Source organism: Nonomuraea thailandensis, assembly GCF_024172165.1.
In the GTDB taxonomy this organism is placed as follows: domain Bacteria; phylum Actinomycetota; class Actinomycetes; order Streptosporangiales; family Streptosporangiaceae; genus Nonomuraea; species Nonomuraea thailandensis.
Genome location: NZ_JAMZEB010000002.1, coordinates 1862629 through 1878940, shown reverse-complemented (window position 1 = coordinate 1878940; position 16312 = coordinate 1862629). Strand labels below are relative to the sequence as shown.

Below are 16312 nucleotides of genomic sequence, written 5' to 3'. Positions count from 1 at the left end.
CGTTACGACCTGGCCGCCGGGCACCCCGCCGGGCAATCGGCCCCCCTCGTTCCCTGGAGGACATCGTGCTCCGCAAGCGCAAGGCATTCCTGGCGGCCGCACTGTGCGGCACCGTCATCGGCGTCTCCGGCTGCAACGCCGACTCGCTGGAGAACTGGGACCCCCTCGCCCCCGCGTCGAGCACCCCCGACGCGAGCCCGATCACCGGCGCCCGGAAGATCGACGTCGCGGGCCGGTCGGTGAACGTGTCCTGTTCGGGCGAGCCGGCGAAGGGCGAGCCGGTCGTCATGCTGATGCACGGAGGCGGTGACGGGCTCGACAAGCTGGCCGCCCTCCAGAAGACGCTGAGCGAGCAGCACCGCGTCTGCTCCTACGACCGGCTCGGCGCGGGCGCGAGCGACCAGCCGCAGGGCCCGCAGGACTTCGCCGCCGCCGGCCGGACCCTGACCGGGGTGCTCGACCGCGTCGCCGGCGACAGCCCGGTCGTGCTGGCCGGGCACTCGCTGGGCGGGCTGCTCGCCGCCAGGTACGCCCCCGGCCACCAGGACAGGGTCAAGGGGCTGGTCCTGATGGACGCCACCCCGCCCACCATGGCGGCGGACATCGCCAGGACGATCCCCGAGTCCGCCACCGGCCCGGCGGCCGAGCTGCGCGCCCAGAACCTCGCGATGTTCCAGGGCCAGAACCCGGAGAAGCTGGTCATCGCCGACGGGAAGGTGCTGTCCGCCGGGGACATCCCGGTGGAGGTGATCCAGCACGGCAAGCCGTACCTGGCGGCCGTCCCCACGTACGGGGCGCGCCTGGAGAAGGCGTGGGCCGCGGGCCAGCGCAAGTGGCTCGCGCTGTCCAGCGGCAGCAAGCTGAGCACGGCCGCGAACAGCGGCCACTACATCTACCTGGACCAGCCCGAGGTCGCCGCGCAGGCCGTCGCGCGCGTCACCGCGCAGGCCGCGCGTCAGGGCCGGTGACCGGCCCGCCCGGCGGTGACCCTCCGGAGGGCGGCTCACGGAGCGGGACGGCAGCGGTTGCCTTCACCCGGAGCCGGTCCCTACTCTGAAGGGAGCGTGCGAGGGCGCTGCCAGTCCGCGGGCAGGGATCTTCCCACCTCGAGCGGCACCTCGACGCACTGGACGAGTCCAACCTCTTTCCGGCCGGGCCAGCGGACCTCGGCGACGAAGGAGGTTGCCATGCGCGATCGCCATTTCGAGCTGCCGTCCCGTCCGAGCCTGGAGTACTACCGCAAGCAGGCCAAGCACCTGCGGCACGCGTACGCGGCGGGCGACCCCGCGGCCGGAGCCCGGGTCGCCGACGTGCTGAGCGACCGGGCCGCCGAGCGGTTCCTGCTCGGTGACGCCCAGTTCGTGCTCGCGCAGGAGCACGGGTTCCGGACCTGGGCCGACTTCCGCGCCTACGTCGAAGGCCGCGGCGCCACCGCCGAACGGCCGGTCTCCCGGCTGATGGGCGTCAGGCCGGGCGTCTACGCCTCGATGGCGGGCGCCCTTCTCGCCGAGTTGCGCCGCGACGAGCCCGGCGCGCTGCGGCGGCTGCGGGCGTACGTGCCCCGGCACGCCACCGCGACCTCCGCCGCGACGGCGGAGCTGCGCGACGCGCGGCTGGTCATCGCGCGGGAGCTCGGTTTCCCGACCTGGCGGGAGCTCGTGTCCTTCACCGAGAAGTCCCGGCGCGACCTCGGCGAACGCCGGGAGGAGCGGCGGCGGCTGCACCGCGAGGCCGAGGCCCTGCTGGCGGGCGACGGCGACCGGCTGGCCGCACTGACGGCCGCGCAGGCCGGCACCCTGCTGCAGATGCTCGCGCGCCCCGAGCCGATCCCCGGCGTCCGGCTCGGGCGGGAGCTCGGCGTGCCGCGCGCCGCGGTCGAGGTCCTGCTCGGCAAGGCCACCGACCTGGATCTGCCGCTCCTCTGGGCCGCCCGCTCCGGCCGGGTCGCGTACGCGCGCCTGCTGCTGGACGCCGGCGCCGACCCCGGCGCCCGGACCTGGGGCGGCACCCCGCTGGAGAACGCGATCCACCACGACGACACCGAGGTCGTCGACCTGCTCGCCGCGCGCGCGATCGTCCCGCGGGCGTTGTGGACGTTCGCGGCGTGCGGCCGGCTGGATCTGGTGCGGGCCTGCTTCGGCGCGGACGGCGCTCTCCGGCCGGACGCCGCGCCGGCGCGCCCCGACCTCGCCGACACCGGCGCCGGCTTCCCGTCCCGGCTGCCGCCGTCCGATGATCCGGCGGAGATCGTGGGCGAGGCGTTCGTGCACGCCTGCCAGCACGGCCGGATCGAGGTGGTGCGCTGGTTCCTCGATCGCGGCGTGCATCCCGACGTCGCGCCCTACCTCGGGCGGACCGGCCTGCACTGGGCCGTCCGGGGCGGCCGTCCGCACGTGGTGCGCCTGCTGCTGGAGCGTGGCGCCGACCCGTCGGCCCGGGACGATCTGCTCCGGGCCGACGCCGGCGGCTGGTTGCGCATCGCCTTCGCCGCCCGCCCGCACGATCCCGTGGCCCGGCGGATCCGCGCCCTGATCGGGTCAGAACCGGCCCCCGCCGTCCGATGAGGGGTAGAGGTGTACGCCGACATCGCGTGCCCGTGGTGCCGTCTGGGCACGCACCGGTTCCGCCGCGCGGTGGCGTCAACACCCTGACCGCGCACCGGCTGCTGTGGCCGGGCCCTGCGCGTAGGCGGCGCCGGGGTGCAGGCCCAGCTGGCGACCGCCCTCTTCGAGGCGTACTTCCGCGACGGCGTGAACGTCGCCGACCACGCACGGCTGACCGAGCCGGCCGAGCGGGCCGGCCTGGACGGCGGCCGGGTGCGGGGCTTTCTCGCCGGGACCCCGTGGCGGACGACGGGTGGGTGTCAGGGTGCGGCGGTCTGGCTGCGGTCGATGAGGTCCAGGACGGCGTCGCGGATCTCGCGGAAGATCGCCAGGGTCTCCTCGGCGGCCGCCTCGACGGCCGCCTCGCCTGGCGCCTGCGCCGGTTCGAGCAGCAGCGCCACGGTGTCGGCGAGCACCGCGTCCGGGTCGTCGACCCCGGCAGGGGCGGTCTCCGGGTGGTAGACGGCGGTGGAGAACCCGTCGAGCAGGGCGTGCAGGGCGTAGGCCTGGCTGGGCAGCGGGCGGTCGTCGCGGATGAGGCCGTGGCGGCGCAGGATCGGCATGACCGCGTTGCACATGGCGGCCGGCCTGGTCCGGGCGTACAGCTCGCGGTCGCCGGCGTCCTGCATGAGCAGCCGCAGCAGCTCCGGGTCGCCGCTGTACAGGCGGCGCCCCAGCGGCAGCCGCAGCCCGGTGCGGACGACGAGCGGCGCCAGGCGGCGCGGCCGGACCATGCCGGCATCGGCGCTGATGCGGGCGATGCCCTCCTCCAGCAGGGCCAGCAGGTCACGGGCGAACAGCCCGCGGATGAGATCCTCCTTGCTCGGCCAGTACAGGTAGACGGTGCCCTTGCCGACGCCGGCCGCCCGGCTGATCTCCGACACGGTCACCTTGCCCGCGCCGTGGTCGAGCACCAGCCCGCGCGCGCTTTCCAGGATGCGGGCGGCCTTGCGCGAGTGGAGTTCGACCAACTGGCTCACCGGGATTCGTCCTCTCTGGCGCTCAGGCAGCGGCGACGTCGACGTTCTTGGCCTGCATGTCCTTGGCCATTATCCTGCCCAGCGCCTTGCCGATGCCCGGAGCCCGCATCAGGCGCAACATGCCGGTGCGCAGAACCTGCTCCCTGCGGTCGTCGGGGGTGAACAGGCGGCGCATCGACAGGATGTTGTCCTGCTGGTGGCCGATGAACGGCCGCATCTGCGCCTCCCAGGCCCGCAGCGCGCCGGGCAGGTCGTCGCCGTGGCGCCGCAGCATGGTGCCGAGCAGCTCTCCGCCGGCGATGCCGCTGGAGGCGCCCATGCCGGAGTAGAGCGTCAGGCACCAGGCGGCGTCCCCCATCAGGACGACCCGGCCGCGGTGCCAGCGCGGCATCTTGACCTGGTGCACCGAGTCGAACAGGAACTCCGGGGCCTGCTCGAAGCGCGCCAGCAGGCTCTCCAGCAGGGGGCCGGTGGGCTCGGGGCCGTAGGCGGCGCGGACGGACTCGATCGGCGGCCTGGCGAACTCGGCGTCGATGTCGGCGGTGCGGTAGGAGAACAGCAGGCCGGGCGCGTGGTCGGCGAAGGGGAAGGTCCACACGGAACGGCCCGGCTCGGCCAGCACCAGCCCTTCGTGCCGGCCGAAGCCGTCGACCGGCGCGTCCAGGACGGTGGCGGCGATCATGTAGTTCAGCGGGTGCAGGTACTCCTCGGGGCCGAAGGCCAGCCTGCGCACCGTCGAGCGCATGCCGTCGGCGCCGACCACCAGGTCGAAGCGCTCGGTGACGGTGGTGCCGGCCGCCGTGTCGTGCAGGGTCACGTCCGCTCCGGCGTCGTCCTGGGCGATGTGGGACGGCACGGTGGAGTAGCGGATCTCCACGTCGTCCGGCAGAGACGCGAACAGGCCGCGCTCGATGTCGCTGCGCAGCAGCTGACGGGGGCCGCCGGGGAGGGCGGCCGGGCTCATTCCCGGACGGCGGCGCCCGGCCCGGTCGATCTCGTGCATCGTGAGGCCGGCGTTGCTGCGGTCGCCGATCGCGTCCAGCACGCCCAGCCGTCGCGCGGAGGCCACGCCGGTGCCGAACAGCATGACGAAGTACCCGTTCGAGCGGCGCCCAGGCGACCGCTCCACCAGGACCGGCTCCCACCCGACCTGCCGCAGCCGCAGGGCGGTGGCGATGCCCGCGATGCCCAGCCCGACCACCAGCGCCTTGCGTGTGTCTGTCATGACGGCTCCTTCTCTAGGCTCGCCACCAGACTATGGTACTTACTGACCAAATTGGTTCTGCTGGTCAGTTCGGATACGGCAGACCACAGGAAGCAAAGGATCTTGATGGCCGCGGCAAAGATCGGTTCTGAGCGGCCGGACGGGCGGCGGACGAATCTAGACTCGGACCAGTGAACCCATCGAAAACGCCTGGTAGACGGCGTACGGAGCCATCACAGTGATCACGATCATCGTCTTCGCGCTCGCGGCGGTCTGCGCCGTGGAGGCCGTGCTGGGCCTGGTGCTGCTCGGCTGGGCCGTCGTGGAGCTCGCCACCTTCCTCCGCCGGCACCCGGAGGGCCTCGCCGGCGGCCTGCGGGACCTGGTGACGGGTGCGCGGCGGGTCTGGCCCGCCGCCAGGGCCTCCTCACGCAGCACCGGGCGGCGCGTGCTGCGGAGCCGGCCCGGCCGGTGGGTGCTGCGAAGCCGGACCGGCCGGTGGGTGCTGCGGGCCGGCCGGACGTCGGCCACGGGCGCCCGCGCGGTGGCGGCCGGGCGGGGCCGCCGGGACGCTTTGAGAGCGTCCCGGCGCAGGACCGGCGGGCCTGGTGCGAGCCGGCCGCGCGCGGCGCGGCGGGAGCGGACGCGCGGCTGACCCGGCCGGCCGCGTGTGCGGCACGGCGGGCGGAGACGGGGGTGGCCTGGGCGGGCCGCCCGTGAGGTCGCCGCAGGTGGGCGGGTGTGCGTGCGTATCGCGGCCTCCGCTGGGCAGGGGTTGCGGTGATGGACGAGCTGCCTAAGGGGACGATCGACGTGTTGCCAGGGTTCCGGTTGGCGTGGCCGATCTCGGATGATCTCGCCACGCTGCGGGCGGCCGTACGGGCCTTCGGCACCGGCGCCGGGCTGGCCGACAGCCGGCTGATGGATCTGGTGATCACGGCGAGCGAGGCCGCTGCCAAGGTGCTGGAGCACGGCGGCGGCGGCACCCTGATCGCCTGGAGCGACCAGGACGGGGTGAGCCTGGAGCTCGTGGACGTAGCCGGCGTGCTCTCCACGGCGTACTGGGCCACCGGCCGGGAGCCGGCCCCCGTCACCGGTCAGGACGTCAGCCGCCGCCTGATGCGCCGGCTGTGCGACGAGATCGTCCTCGACGACAGCGACGGCACCGCGCGCCTGCATCTGCGCTTCCATCACCGAGGCCGGCGCCGGACGCACCTCACGCCGGCGTAGGAACGCCGGGCCGCCCGCCCCTCTCCCAGGCCGGAGCTCGACGGCAATGACCGCGCGGCTACTGTTGCCTTCATTCTTTCTTGCCTAGGGCAAGAGACTGCTATCGTCGGCCGAAAGCAGACCCTTCGCTCCCGTGGTCGATGACAACGGCCGGAGAGCCGGTCGGCGGCAGCGCCTCGGCCCGATCGCCCGCGCGTGCCGGTCGGCATGTCCCCGCACGCCGAGGTAGGAACGCCATGAGCCAGTCGCCCGGGCCTTCCCCCGCGGGAGGCCGTCCCGCCTTCCGCATCGAACGGTGGCTGTGCGGGCCGGTCACGGTCATGAGCCTGATCGGCGCCTTCAACCAGCCGGCCGCCGGCCGGGTGTACCCGCTGCTCGTGCAGGCGCTGATCGCGCGCGTGCCGCCCTATCTCGTCCTGGACCTGCGCCGGATCACCGAGCTGACCCTGTGCACGTGCCTCATGCTGCTGCTCGTCGAGCGGCACGCGCGGGAGGCGGGCGGTCGCCTGGTGGTGGTGTGCGACAGGAAGGAGCTCGCCTGGGCCGGCGGCGTCGCCCGTGCGGGCACCATCGAGCAGGCGCTGGCCGAGCTGGCCGCCCGCGATCGGGACCACCGGCTGGGCCTGCTGCGCCACAAGAGGAGCCGGACGGCCGGCCAGCAGGCCGGCATCCCGGTCAGCGGTGCTCCTCCGGCCAGCCGAGCGGGTGCACCGGCGTGGCGACCGACTCCTCCCCCGCCTGGTTGAAGACCGTCAGCGCCTCGATCACGGCACGGCGCTGCTCGGAGGTCATCCGCGAGACGATGGCGGCGACCTCGGCCTGGCGGCGGGCCATCACCTTGGCGACGAGCCGGCGGCCCTGCGAGGTCAGATTCATGATCGATTCGCGCCGGCTGTGCGGGCTGACCTCGCGGACGACCAGCTGGGCCAGGACGAGCCGATCGGCCATCCGCATCGCCGTGGGAGAGGTGACGCCCAGGAGCCCGGCCATGGTCACCAGGTTGGTGGGCCCCTGCTCGTTGAGCACCACCAGCATGCGGAACTGCGGCAACGTCACCTTGCCCTCGACCTCCGCCAGCGACCGGACGGCGATCCCCACCAGCAGCCGGGAGGCCGCCACCACCGCCGACGTGACCGCCAGGAGATCGGCGCCGTCAGCTTCGTGCGAACCGCTCTGCGTCATACGTCTCTTCTACAGCGCCCCCGCCGGTCATGCCGGGGAAGAGAGAATGATCAGGCGAGGTCGGCCAGGTCCTGCTCGGTGAGGCGGATCGACCGGGCGGCCAGGTTCTCCTCCAGGTGGGCCACGGAGCCGGTGCCCGGGATGGCCAGCGTCGCGGGGGAGACGGCCAGCAGCCAGGCCAGGGCGATCTGGTGGGCGGTGGCGCCGTGCCGTCCGGCGACCTTGACCAGGGCGGGGTCGTCGATGTCGGCCCTGCCGCCGCCCAGCGGGAAGAAGGGCACGAACGCGATGCCGGCCTGCTCGCAGGCGTCGAGAACGGCCCTCTCGGCCCGGTTGGCGATGTGGAAGTGGTTCTGGACGGCCGCGACGGGAGCGATCGCGCGGGCCTCGGCGAGGTGGCCGGTGTCGACGTTGCTGAGGCCCAGGTGGCGGATCAGGCCCTCCTCGCGCAGCGCGGCCAGCGCCTCGAAGCGCTCGGCCAGCGACTCGCCGCGCGGCGGGTCCGTCTTGCCGATGCGCAGGTAGACCAGGTCGAGGCGGTCCAGGCCCAGGCTCTCCAGGTCGGCTTCGACCTGTGGCCGGAGCTCGGCGGCGCTCGCCTGGCGCAGGCCGCCGGGGCCGAAGACCGGGCCGGCCTTGGAGGCGATGACCAGGGTGTCCGGGTACGGGGCCAGGGCCTCGCGGATCAGCGCGTTGGCGCTCGTCGAGCCGTCCGGGCCGCGGTAGAAGCCGGCGGTGTCGAGGTGGTTCACGCCGAGCTCGACGGCGCGGCGCAGGACGGCGCGCCCGGACTCGGCGTCCCGGGCGGGGCCGCCCGGGTGGCTCTGGCACAGGCGCATGGCGCCGAACCCCAGCCGGTCGATCGTCAGGTCGTGGCCGAGGCGGAACTGGTCGGTCATGTCTCTCCCCGTGAGGTGAGGTGGCGTCGGAGCAGGGCTCCTCTGGTTCAGGAGCGGGACCGCTGGTCCAGGCGCAGACGCCCGCCGGGCCAGGCCACGGTCCAGTGCGGCCCGCCGTCGCGGAGGTCCCGGCCCGTGATCCGCCCGAAGGGGCGGAACGAGCGCGGCGGCGTGCGCGGGCGGTTCCGGCGCAGCGGCCGTCCGGTCGTGAGCCTGATCGGCACCCGGCTGCGGCAGCCGCTGCGGCGCGCGAACACCACCGGCACGTCGTGCGCGTCCGCGGGCCCGGCGCCGGTCACGAACGTGACCGTCTCGTCGAGCGGCGCCCGCCCCGTACGGCCGTAGTCGGCCTTGACGTCCTCGAAACCGATCGACATGCCGCAGAACAGCATGAGCTCGTCCGGCGGACGCAGGACGTCCGCGACGCTCTCGCGGTACACCGACCACGCCATCTGCGGGCAGCTGTGCAGCCCCTCCTCGCGGAGCAGCAGCATGACCGTCTGCAGGTACATGCCGAAGTCGGCCCACTGGGGCAGGCCCATGTCGCGGTCGATGTAGCAGAACAGGGCGACGGGCGCGCCGAAGCACTCCCAGTTCCCCGCCGCGGCGCGCTGGCGCGCCTCCCAGTCCTCGCGGGCGATGCCGAGCCCGCCGTAGCGCTCCCGCCCGAAGGCGGACCGGCGCTCCCGGTACGGGGACTTCAGGTCGGCCGGGTACATCTCGTACTCGCGCTCGTCCCAGGCGTCGCCCGAGGCGAGCCGCTCACCGGCGCGCCTCTTGATCTCGGCGAGCGGCTCGCCGGTCACCACGTAGACGTGCCACGGCTGAAGGTTCGACCCGGACGGCGCCCAGGCCGCGGCCGACAGCACGCGCTTCAGCACCTCCATGGGAACGGGTCGGCCGGTGAATCCGCGTACCGCCCGGCGGCTCGTGACTGCCTCGTAGACATTCATGATCGTTACCTCCTGCCCGCACTCCTCATCTATCTGTTGACAGTTAGATCGTATCAGATGCGACCGTATCATTCAATACGACCTTAGGTCAGAAAGGCACCATGACCTGGCAAAACGTGCAGATTACGTGTCGCCGTCGGCGGGATAGGCGACCCGGGTCAGCAGCTCCTTCAATCGCTCGGTCTCATCGGGGCCCAGCCCGGCGGCCAGGCGCGCGGCCTGCGGCTCGGCCGCCACGTGGGCCGCGTCGAACAGCTCGACGCCCTGCGGGGTGATCTCCACCACCCGCACCCGGCGGTCGCCGGGAACCGCCTTGCGCACGGCCAGCCCCTTGCCCTCCAGGTCGTCCACGACCCGCATGACGCCCGCCTTGTCCGAGCCCGTCGCCGCCGCCAGGTCCCGCTGCACCGTGGGCCCGCGGTCCATCAGCACGATCAGCACGGCGAAGTGCCGCAGCTCGATGCCGAGCGGCCGCAGCGCCTCCGTCATCACCGAGGCCGCGCGCCAGTGCGCCTGGCGCAGCAGCAGCCCGAGGGCGAAGGGCGAGGTGTCCCCCGGGCGGGCGGTCGCCCGCGCGGTGGCGGCACGGTCCGGGACGTCGGCGTTCATGACGTCATGGTACCGAGCACCCTTCATCCGAAACTGTTTCATTCGCAACGAGATCCGTGACGAGAGTGACGCCTGTCACGATCCCTCGGGGCCGTCCGGTCTCAGGAGGGTGAGCGAAACCAGGACGCCGCACCACCGGCCGGCAGAGGGTGACCACCTGATCGAGCCGGATCGCACACCGTGGCACGCGCTGCCGGCAGGCGAGGTCGCCGCCCTGCTCCAGGCGGCCCCGGAGCAGGGCCTGTCGGCCGGCGAGGCGGCGCGGCGGCTCGGCCGCCACGGCCCCGACCGCCTGCGGGAGGCGGCCCGCGAGCGGGTGCCGGCGGACGGCCGGCTGCTGTCGGCGGCCTCCCTGGAGGTGCGCGAGTCGGAGCTGACCGGTGAGGCGCAGCCGGTCGCCAAGTCCGCCACCGGCCGCGTCGAGGAGGAGGCGCCGCCGGCCGACCGTGCGAACGCGTTGTTCATGAACACCTCGGTCACCCGCGGCCGGGGCGAGATGCTCGTCACGGCCACCGGCATGGCGACCGAGACCGGGCGGATCGCCGGCCTGCTCGCCTCGGCCAAGCCCGCCCCGACCCCGTTACAACGGCAGATCAGCACGCTCAGCAGAACCCTGGCGCTCATCTCCGCCGTGGTGGTGGCGGTCGTGGGGGCACCGACCGGCTCGCCCGCCGCGGCGCCATCGTCAAGCGGCTGTCCTCGGTGGAGACCCTCGGCAGCACCTCGCAGATCTGCACCGACAAGACCGGCACGCTGACCCTCAACCAGATGACCGCCCGGGAGATCTTCCTCGCGCGGCGGCGCTTCACCGTCTCCGGTCACGGATACACCGCCGACGGGCGCATCCGCTCCACCGACGGCCGCCCGCCGCCGGACACCCTGGACGAGGCGCTGACCGCGATGGCGCTGTGCACCGACGCGGTGTTCCGCGACGAGGAGGAGGCGGCGGTGGTCGGCGACCCCACCGAGGCCGCCCTGGTCGTGCCGGCCGAGAAGGGCGACATCGACGTCACGGCGCTGCGCCGGCGACGCCCGCGCGTGGCGGAGGTCCCGTTCGACGCCGACCACAGGTTCATGGCCACCTTCCACCGCTGGACCGGCGACGACGGCCGGCCGATCGTGCGCTGTTTCGTCAAGGGCGCGCCGGACGTGCTGGCCGCGCGGGCCACCCACTACCTGGGCCCGGACGGCGTCACCGCGCTGGACCCGCAGGAGCGGCGGCACTACGACGAGGCGAACGCGACCCTGGCCGGACAGGGCCGGCGGGTGCTGGCCGTGGCCCGCAAGGACTTCCCCGACGGCTTCGACGGCGACGGTGGCAGCGGCGGCGACGTCAAGGAGCTCCTTGACCGGATCGTCCTGATCGCCCTGGTCGGCATCGTCGACCCGCCGAGGCCGGAGGCGCGGCAGGCCATCGAGCAGTGCCGCGAGGCGGGCATCCGCGTCCGCATGATCACCGGCGACCACGCGGTGACGGCCGCGGCCATCGCCCGCGACCTCGGCATCCCCGGCCGGGCCGTCACCGGCGCCGAGCTCGATCTGTCCGCCGGCGACGCCGGCCTGGCGCGCCGCCTGGACGACATCGGCGTCGTCGCCCGGGTCTCGCCCGAGCACAAGCTCCGCATCGTCGGCGCGCTCCAGGCCCGCGGCGACGTGGTCGCGATGACCGGCGACGGTGTCAACGACGCCCCCCGCGCTGCGCAAGGCGGACATCGGCGTCGCCATGGGCCTGACCGGGACGGAGGTGACCAAGGAAGCGGCGACCATGGTGCTCACCGACGACGACTTCGCCACCATCGTGGGAGCCGTCAGGGAAGGGCGCGGCACCTACGACAACATCGTCAAGTTCACCCGCTTCCAGGTCCCGCCCGGCGCGCGAGCCCGTCCTCACCGGGGAACGGCTCATCCGCATCCTGCTGACCAGCACGATCATGGCGGCCGGCACCGCCGCCGTCCTCGCCTGGGCGCCGGGCCCCGCCGCCGCCGTCGGCCAGGCCACCGTCGCGGGCACGATGGCGCTCGTCACGTTCGTCTTCTTCCAGGCGTTCAACCTGCTCACCGTCCGCCACCCCACCCGCAGCCTGTTCCACCGCGAGAGCCTGCACCACCCGAACCCGCTGGTCGCCACCCTCGCGGTGGTCGTCCTGCTGGGGATCATCGTGGAGGTGGACGCCCTGCACGGCTTCTTCACCACCATCGATCTCAGCCTCGGCCAGTGGCTGGCCTGCGTGGCGGTCGGCTCGGCCATCCTGTGGGCGGGCGAGCTCGTCCAGGCCCTGCTCCGCGCCCGTGACCGCCGCCGGGGCGGCCACGGCGCGTGAACGGCCGGGCGTCAGACGGTCTCGTCCCTGCCTTCCAGCAGCGTGGCGCGGATCTGCTTGCGGGAGACGATGCCGAGCTTCACGAAGATCTTGCGCAGGTGCCATTCGACGGTGTGGGGGCTGATGAAGAGCTGGGCGCCGATCTCGGAGTTCGTCAGCCCGTCGCCGGCTAACTGCGCGATCTGCGCCTCCTGGGCGGTGAGCGTGGCGCGCACCTCGACGGGGCGCTTGCGCACCGTCTCGCCGGTGGCCTGCAGCTCACGCCGGGCGCGGTCAGCGAACGCCTCGGCCCCCATCTGCCCGAGCAGCTCGTACGCGGCGCCCAGCTGCTCCCGGGCCTCGGCGCGGCGGTTCTCCCTGCGCAGCCATTCGCCGTGGAGCAGCCGGCTGCGGGCGCCGGCCACGCCGACCTCGGTGCGACCGAGCCGCTCGATCGCCTCCCGGTAGAGGGCGTCGGCGGCCGGTCCGCCGCTCACCTGGGCACGCACCAGGGCGGAGGTGCCGAGGGCCCAGTCGGTGCCGGCGGCCTGGGCCATCTCGTCGATGTGCAGGGCGGCGGCAGCGGCGCGGGCCGGGCGCCCGCTCCGGGTGGCGGCCTCGACGAGCTCGACCATCGAGGAGATGGCCAGCCCGAGCTCCTGCGGGTTCTCGCAGCCGCGCTCGGCCGCGACGTACGCCTCCTCGTAGCGGGCCAGGCCGTTGCAGAGCACCGCGCTCGCCCAGTGGGTCGCGGTCAGCACCTTCCCCTCTCCTTGGAGGGCCAGGTCGCGGGTGATCGCTTCGATCGCCTGACGGGTGGCGGCCTCCCTGCCCCGCCACGGCTCGATCACCAGGGCGCAGTACTGGGCGAAGAAGCGGCTGCCCGTGGCCTCGCCGATCGTCACCGCCTCGGCGACGAGCGATTCCGCGACGGCGAGCTGGCCCGCGTGGGCCCGGTTCGGCACGAGCAGCAGCAGGGCGGGCGGCAGGATCGACATGGCACCCGTCTCGCGCGCGAGCTCGACCAGCTTGGCCGAGAGCGTCGACCAGCCGTCGAAGTCCCAGACGTTGTAGGCCATGCGGGAGGCGAGCGGGAGCCAGCCGAGGCCCTCCTCCCTGGAGACGCCTTCGGTGCGGAAGGCGTCCAGGGCCCGCCGGACCATCGGCACGCCTGCCGCGTACCCCTCGGTGACCATGGCCGCCACGCCGTTCATGAGCAGGTCGTTGCGCTCCGGCAGCGGCCCGGGCGGTGCGGCGAGCGCCGCCGCCGCCACGTCCGCGAGCTGGGCGCCGTCCGGCAGGCGGCCGGCGGTGAAGGCCGCGTACAGGGCGTCACGGTAGGTCTCGCGGGCCAGCCCGGCGTCCAGCGGCTCCAGCCGCTTGGCGGCCTTGAGCAGCAGCGGCAGGCCGGCGCCCGCGCTCCTGGAGGCGAACATGATCTGGCCGCGCAGCAGGTCGGCCTGGGCGAGGTCGCGTTCGTCCAGGGGGCTGAGCCCGGCCGCGTCCAGCAGCTCCAGCGCGGCGTCGTAGCCGCCGGCGCGGTGCTTGGCCCGGGCCGCCGCCAGCGCCCTGGCGCCGCGGCGGGCGGAGTCGGGGGTCAGCTCGGCCGCCCGCTCCAGGAACGCCGCCGCCGCCGCGACCCCGCCGCGGGCCTGCGCCCGGCCGGCGGACCGCTCCAGCTCGGCGGCCACCGCCTCGTCGGGGGCGGGGGCGGCGTTGGCCAGGTGCCAGGCCCGGCGGTCGGGGTCCGCCCGCGGGTCGGTCGCGTCGGCCAGCGCGCGGTGCACGCCCTGCCGGTCCTCGGGGGACGCCACGCGGTAGGCCGCCGAGCGGACGAGGGGATGGCGGAACCGTACGCGGGTGCCGAGCGTGATCAGACCCGCCGATTCGGCCGGCGCCGCGGCGGCCGCATCGATGCCCAGCAGGTCGGCCGCCCGCGCCAGCAGGCTCACATCGCCTACCGGCTCGGCCGCCGCGATGAGCAGCAGGCGCTGGGTCTCGGCCGGCAGCGACTGGACCCGCCGCAGGAAGCTCTGCTCGATCTGGCCGGCCAGCGACCGCGCGTCGGGCCGCCCGAACCCGCCCGCCAGCTCCGCGGGCGTCAGCCCCCGGGGCAGCTCCAGCAGGGCCAGCGGGTTGCCCTGCGTCTCGGCGACGATGCGGTCCCGTACGCGCGCGTCGAGCCGCCCTGGCACCACGGAGTCCAGCAGTGCGCGGGCGTCGCCGTCGCTCAGGCGCCCGACCTCGAGCTGCGGCAGCCCCGTCAGGTCGTCCTCCAGGCGGGGCTCGCGCACCGCGAACACCAGCCCGATCCGCTCGGCGAGCAGGCGCCGCGCCACGAAGGCGAGCGTCTGCGCGGAGACCCGGTCGAGCCACTGGGCGTCATCGACGAGGCAGACCAGCGGCTCCTTGTCGGCCACGTCGGCGAGCAGGCTGAGCACCGCGAGCCCGACCAGGAAGCGGTCCGGCGGGGCTCCCGCGCTCAGCCTGAACGCGGTGGCCAGCGCCTCGCGCTGCGGGGGCGGCAGGTGCGCGAGGTGGCCCAGGAACGGGGCGCAGAGCTGGTGCAGCCCGCCGAAGGCCAGCTCCATCTCCGACTCCACGCCCGCCGCCCTGGCGATCCGGCAGCCCGAGGCCGCCGCGCGCGCGTACTCCAGCAGGGCCGTCTTGCCGATGCCCGCCTCGCCGCGCACCACCAGGACCGCGCTGTGGCCGGACTGCACCGTGGCCACGAGCTGGTCCAGCGTCTCGCACTCGCCCTGCCTGCCGCGCAGCCGCTCCTTGGGATCCCTGCTCGCCATGCCATCGCCTCCACCGGCCGTGTGCCCGGCGATGGAAGGCGGGAGCCGATCGCCCTGATTCGGCAGGTAGCCTATCGTTCCGGTCCAGATCACGGCAAAGAGCTCGTCGCCGCTGGTGGAGGGGCCGTGGCCGCGGCTGTCACGGTTGTCCTGCCCGGCAGTGGGCGCGGATGAGGTCGATGACGGTGCCGGCGGTGCGCTCCAGGTGGCTGCGGCCGTCGGGCAGCCGCGCCTCCGGGCTGATGTAGCTGTTGCGCCCGACGTGGGTGGCCGGGTCGAGCCTCCGGGTGGTGATCTTGCCGTCGCGGCGGGCCCGGTTCCACGCGCTGCGGCGCCACACCCGCCAGCGCTGCGGGAAGAGCCAGGTGCCGGCCCACTCGATCCAGTCGTGGTCGCTGGTGAGCTGGTAGAGGTGGTCGGCGTGGCTGAGGTCGTTGGCGCCGTTGTGGAACCCGCCGAGGGTGATCAGCAGCAGCGGCGCGCGCAACCCGGCGTGCAGCGCCGGGACCGCGCCGATGGCGACCTGGGCGCCGCCGCTGTAGCTGACCAGCACCACGGGTATGCCGCTGCCGGGCCGGTAGCCGGCCCGGCGCAGCTGGTCGGCGATCTGGGCGCCCACGGCGCGGTTGTACAGCGGGCGGTAGCGGTGGTCGGCGGCGACGAAGATCTGCATGACGTTGTGCAGGAACAGCAGCAGCGCGACGTGGTGGCGCAGCCACTCCCACACGGGCCGGTCGACCAGCGGGGCGGCCAGCGGGGAGTACGGCTGCACCTGCCCCAGCACGCGCAGCTCCGGCGCCCCACCGATCAGGGCCTCGACCAGCTTGCCCCCGTCGCGGGTGTCGCGGAAGCGGCGTTTGCCGATGCCGTCCAGGTACACCAGGTACGCCTCCGGCGGCCGGTCCGGGTCCGCGCCCCTGGCGTAGGGCATGTCCTGCGGCAGCTCGGTGGTGGGCGCCCGCCAGCCGGCGGCGTAGGCGAGCACCTCGTACCGGGCGAGCAGCGCCTCGGCGAGCAGGACCGGGCCGAGCACCAGGACCAGCAGCGGGAACTCGCTCATGTGGCCGGCCCCCGCACCCCGGTGATGGCGCTGGCCGTGACCACCAGCCGGCGGACGACCTCGACGGCGATGCCGAGCCCGAATCCGGCGACGGCCACGCAGCCCGCGGCGGCCCACCAGCCCAGCCCGGTCGCCGCGGCGAGCGGGGCCACCAGGCCGGCCCCGACCGCCACCAGCAGCAGCAGGTGCAGCAGCGGCCCGAGCAGCGGGAACGCCAGGACGGCGGCGAGCAGCAGCGGGGCGGCCAGGTCGGGCGTCCAGGTGAACGCGGCGTCGCCGGGCAGGGGCGCGGAGCGCATCAGCCCGGCGAGCGTCCACGCGGTCAGCGGCCACAGCGCGAACACCGCGCCCTCGACGACGGCGCCGATCAGCACCAGCGGGATCAGCAGCGGCCGCGACGTGCGGGGCCGGCGGGCGAGCAGGGGCAGGAGGCGGCCCGCGGCCTCGGACAGCCCGGCCAGCAGCAGCAGGATGATCACGAGAGACGACAT

General features: G+C 74.3%; 18 protein-coding genes. 9 read left to right on the top strand and 9 right to left on the bottom strand.

All coding sequences use genetic code 11. From position 1 onward, the window contains the following. The first annotated feature begins 65 nt into the window (after positions 1-65). The 3 genes from HD597_RS12660 to HD597_RS66720 all read left to right on the top strand — a co-directional run bounded on the left by HD597_RS12660 (position 66) and on the right by HD597_RS66720 (position 2651). Positions 66-968 (top strand): alpha/beta fold hydrolase, encoded by a 903-nt coding sequence (locus HD597_RS12660; protein WP_253742215.1) that lies wholly within the window; start codon positions 66-68, stop codon positions 966-968. Between the two features lie 219 nt (positions 969-1187). Further along, positions 1188-2564, top strand: coding sequence for an ankyrin repeat domain-containing protein (locus tag HD597_RS12655; protein WP_253742214.1), 1377 nt, complete (start codon positions 1188-1190; stop codon positions 2562-2564). A gap of 9 nt (positions 2565-2573) precedes the next feature. Continuing rightward, positions 2574-2651, top strand: a complete 78-nt coding sequence (locus HD597_RS66720; RefSeq protein ID WP_372513618.1) for a hypothetical protein — start codon at positions 2574-2576, stop codon at positions 2649-2651. Positions 2652-2863: 212 nt separating this feature from the next. Here the strand turns inward: HD597_RS66720 and HD597_RS12650 are convergent, their stop codons facing one another. After that, entirely contained in the window at positions 2864-3583 is a 720-nt protein-coding gene (locus tag HD597_RS12650) for a TetR/AcrR family transcriptional regulator (RefSeq protein WP_253742213.1), read from the bottom strand. A 22-nt stretch (positions 3584-3605) separates the two neighbouring features. Further along, positions 3606-4808 (bottom strand): FAD-dependent monooxygenase, encoded by a 1203-nt coding sequence (locus HD597_RS12645; RefSeq protein WP_253742212.1) that lies wholly within the window; start codon positions 4806-4808, stop codon positions 3606-3608. A gap of 217 nt (positions 4809-5025) precedes the next feature. On the opposite strand from HD597_RS12645, the gene HD597_RS12640 reads away from it, so the two are divergent. From HD597_RS12640 to HD597_RS12630, 3 genes are all read left to right on the top strand, one after another. Further along, positions 5026-5442 carry a hypothetical protein gene (locus tag HD597_RS12640; protein ID WP_253742211.1) on the top strand — a complete coding sequence of 139 codons (417 nt, stop codon included), beginning with the start codon at positions 5026-5028 and terminating at the stop codon, positions 5440-5442. Positions 5443-5570: 128 nt separating this feature from the next. Then, positions 5571-6017, top strand: a complete 447-nt coding sequence (locus HD597_RS12635; protein ID WP_253742210.1) for an ATP-binding protein — start codon at positions 5571-5573, stop codon at positions 6015-6017. Between the two features lie 236 nt (positions 6018-6253). Next, entirely contained in the window at positions 6254-6763 is a 510-nt protein-coding gene (locus tag HD597_RS12630; protein ID WP_253742209.1) for a hypothetical protein, read from the top strand. On the opposite strand, the gene HD597_RS12625 is transcribed toward HD597_RS12630, so the two are convergent. From HD597_RS12625 to HD597_RS12610, 4 genes are all read right to left on the bottom strand, one after another. Then, entirely contained in the window at positions 6693-7199 is a 507-nt protein-coding gene (locus HD597_RS12625) for a MarR family winged helix-turn-helix transcriptional regulator (RefSeq protein WP_253742208.1), read from the bottom strand. The genes HD597_RS12630 and HD597_RS12625 overlap by 71 nt on opposite strands. A 50-nt stretch (positions 7200-7249) precedes the next feature. Next, complete coding sequence (locus HD597_RS12620; protein WP_253742207.1) at positions 7250-8098, bottom strand: aldo/keto reductase; 849 nt, start codon at positions 8096-8098, stop codon at positions 7250-7252. A gap of 47 nt (positions 8099-8145) precedes the next feature. Next, the gene (locus HD597_RS12615; protein ID WP_253742206.1) at positions 8146-9051 is read right to left on the bottom strand and encodes a nitroreductase; all 906 of its coding nucleotides are present in this window, start codon (positions 9049-9051) and stop codon (positions 8146-8148) included. 123 nt (positions 9052-9174) lie between these two features. Continuing rightward, on the bottom strand, positions 9175-9660 hold the full coding sequence (locus HD597_RS12610) for a MarR family winged helix-turn-helix transcriptional regulator (protein ID WP_253742205.1): 486 nt from the start codon (positions 9658-9660) through the stop codon (positions 9175-9177). 109 nt (positions 9661-9769) lie between these two features. On the opposite strand from HD597_RS12610, the gene HD597_RS12605 reads away from it, so the two are divergent. The 3 genes from HD597_RS12605 to HD597_RS12595 are packed head-to-tail and all read left to right on the top strand — an operon-like array spanning position 9770 to position 11981. Then, complete coding sequence (locus tag HD597_RS12605) at positions 9770-10417, top strand: P-type ATPase actuator domain-containing protein (protein ID WP_253742204.1); 648 nt, start codon at positions 9770-9772, stop codon at positions 10415-10417. After that, positions 10363-11580: an HAD family hydrolase gene (locus HD597_RS12600; protein ID WP_253742203.1), complete on the top strand. Its 1218-nt coding sequence runs from the start codon at positions 10363-10365 to the stop codon at positions 11578-11580. The genes HD597_RS12605 and HD597_RS12600 overlap by 55 nt, the downstream gene beginning before the upstream one ends. Beyond that, a complete protein-coding gene (locus HD597_RS12595) occupies positions 11565-11981 on the top strand; it encodes a cation transporting ATPase C-terminal domain-containing protein (RefSeq protein WP_308210961.1) in 417 nt (138 codons plus the stop codon). The genes HD597_RS12600 and HD597_RS12595 overlap by 16 nt, the downstream gene beginning before the upstream one ends. Positions 11982-11992: 11 nt before the next feature. Here HD597_RS12595 and HD597_RS12590 read toward each other — a convergent pair whose 3' ends face one another. The 3 genes from HD597_RS12590 to HD597_RS12580 all read right to left on the bottom strand — a co-directional run bounded on the left by HD597_RS12590 (position 11993) and on the right by HD597_RS12580 (position 16312). Next, positions 11993-14761: a helix-turn-helix transcriptional regulator gene (locus tag HD597_RS12590; protein WP_253742202.1), complete on the bottom strand. Its 2769-nt coding sequence runs from the start codon at positions 14759-14761 to the stop codon at positions 11993-11995. Between the two features lie 139 nt (positions 14762-14900). After that, positions 14901-15821 (bottom strand): hypothetical protein, encoded by a 921-nt coding sequence (locus HD597_RS12585; RefSeq protein WP_253742201.1) that lies wholly within the window; start codon positions 15819-15821, stop codon positions 14901-14903. Continuing rightward, the gene (locus tag HD597_RS12580) at positions 15818-16312 is read right to left on the bottom strand and encodes a hypothetical protein (protein ID WP_253742200.1); all 495 of its coding nucleotides are present in this window, start codon (positions 16310-16312) and stop codon (positions 15818-15820) included. Before HD597_RS12580 ends, HD597_RS12585 begins: the two co-directional genes overlap by 4 nt.

What these genes read in the sequence shown, in the direction of transcription:
- HD597_RS12655 (WP_253742214.1), top strand. Translation starts at nt 1,188, where the DNA reads ATGCGCGATCGCCATTTCGAGCTGCCGTCCCGTCCGAGCCTGGAGTAC.
- HD597_RS12645 (WP_253742212.1), bottom strand. Translation starts at nt 4,808, where the DNA reads ATGACAGACACACGCAAGGCGCTGGTGGTCGGGCTGGGCATCGCGGGC.
- HD597_RS12635 (WP_253742210.1), top strand. Translation starts at nt 5,571, where the DNA reads ATGGACGAGCTGCCTAAGGGGACGATCGACGTGTTGCCAGGGTTCCGG.
- HD597_RS12630 (WP_253742209.1), top strand. Translation starts at nt 6,254, where the DNA reads ATGAGCCAGTCGCCCGGGCCTTCCCCCGCGGGAGGCCGTCCCGCCTTC.
- HD597_RS12625 (WP_253742208.1), bottom strand. Translation starts at nt 7,199, where the DNA reads ATGACGCAGAGCGGTTCGCACGAAGCTGACGGCGCCGATCTCCTGGCG.
- HD597_RS12620 (WP_253742207.1), bottom strand. Translation starts at nt 8,098, where the DNA reads ATGACCGACCAGTTCCGCCTCGGCCACGACCTGACGATCGACCGGCTG.
- HD597_RS12615 (WP_253742206.1), bottom strand. Translation starts at nt 9,051, where the DNA reads ATGAATGTCTACGAGGCAGTCACGAGCCGCCGGGCGGTACGCGGATTC.
- HD597_RS12610 (WP_253742205.1), bottom strand. Translation starts at nt 9,660, where the DNA reads ATGAACGCCGACGTCCCGGACCGTGCCGCCACCGCGCGGGCGACCGCC.
- HD597_RS12590 (WP_253742202.1), bottom strand. Translation starts at nt 14,761, where the DNA reads ATGGCGAGCAGGGATCCCAAGGAGCGGCTGCGCGGCAGGCAGGGCGAG.
- HD597_RS12585 (WP_253742201.1), bottom strand. Translation starts at nt 15,821, where the DNA reads ATGAGCGAGTTCCCGCTGCTGGTCCTGGTGCTCGGCCCGGTCCTGCTC.
- HD597_RS12580 (WP_253742200.1), bottom strand. Translation starts at nt 16,312, where the DNA reads ATGTCGTCTCTCGTGATCATCCTGCTGCTGCTGGCCGGGCTGTCCGAG.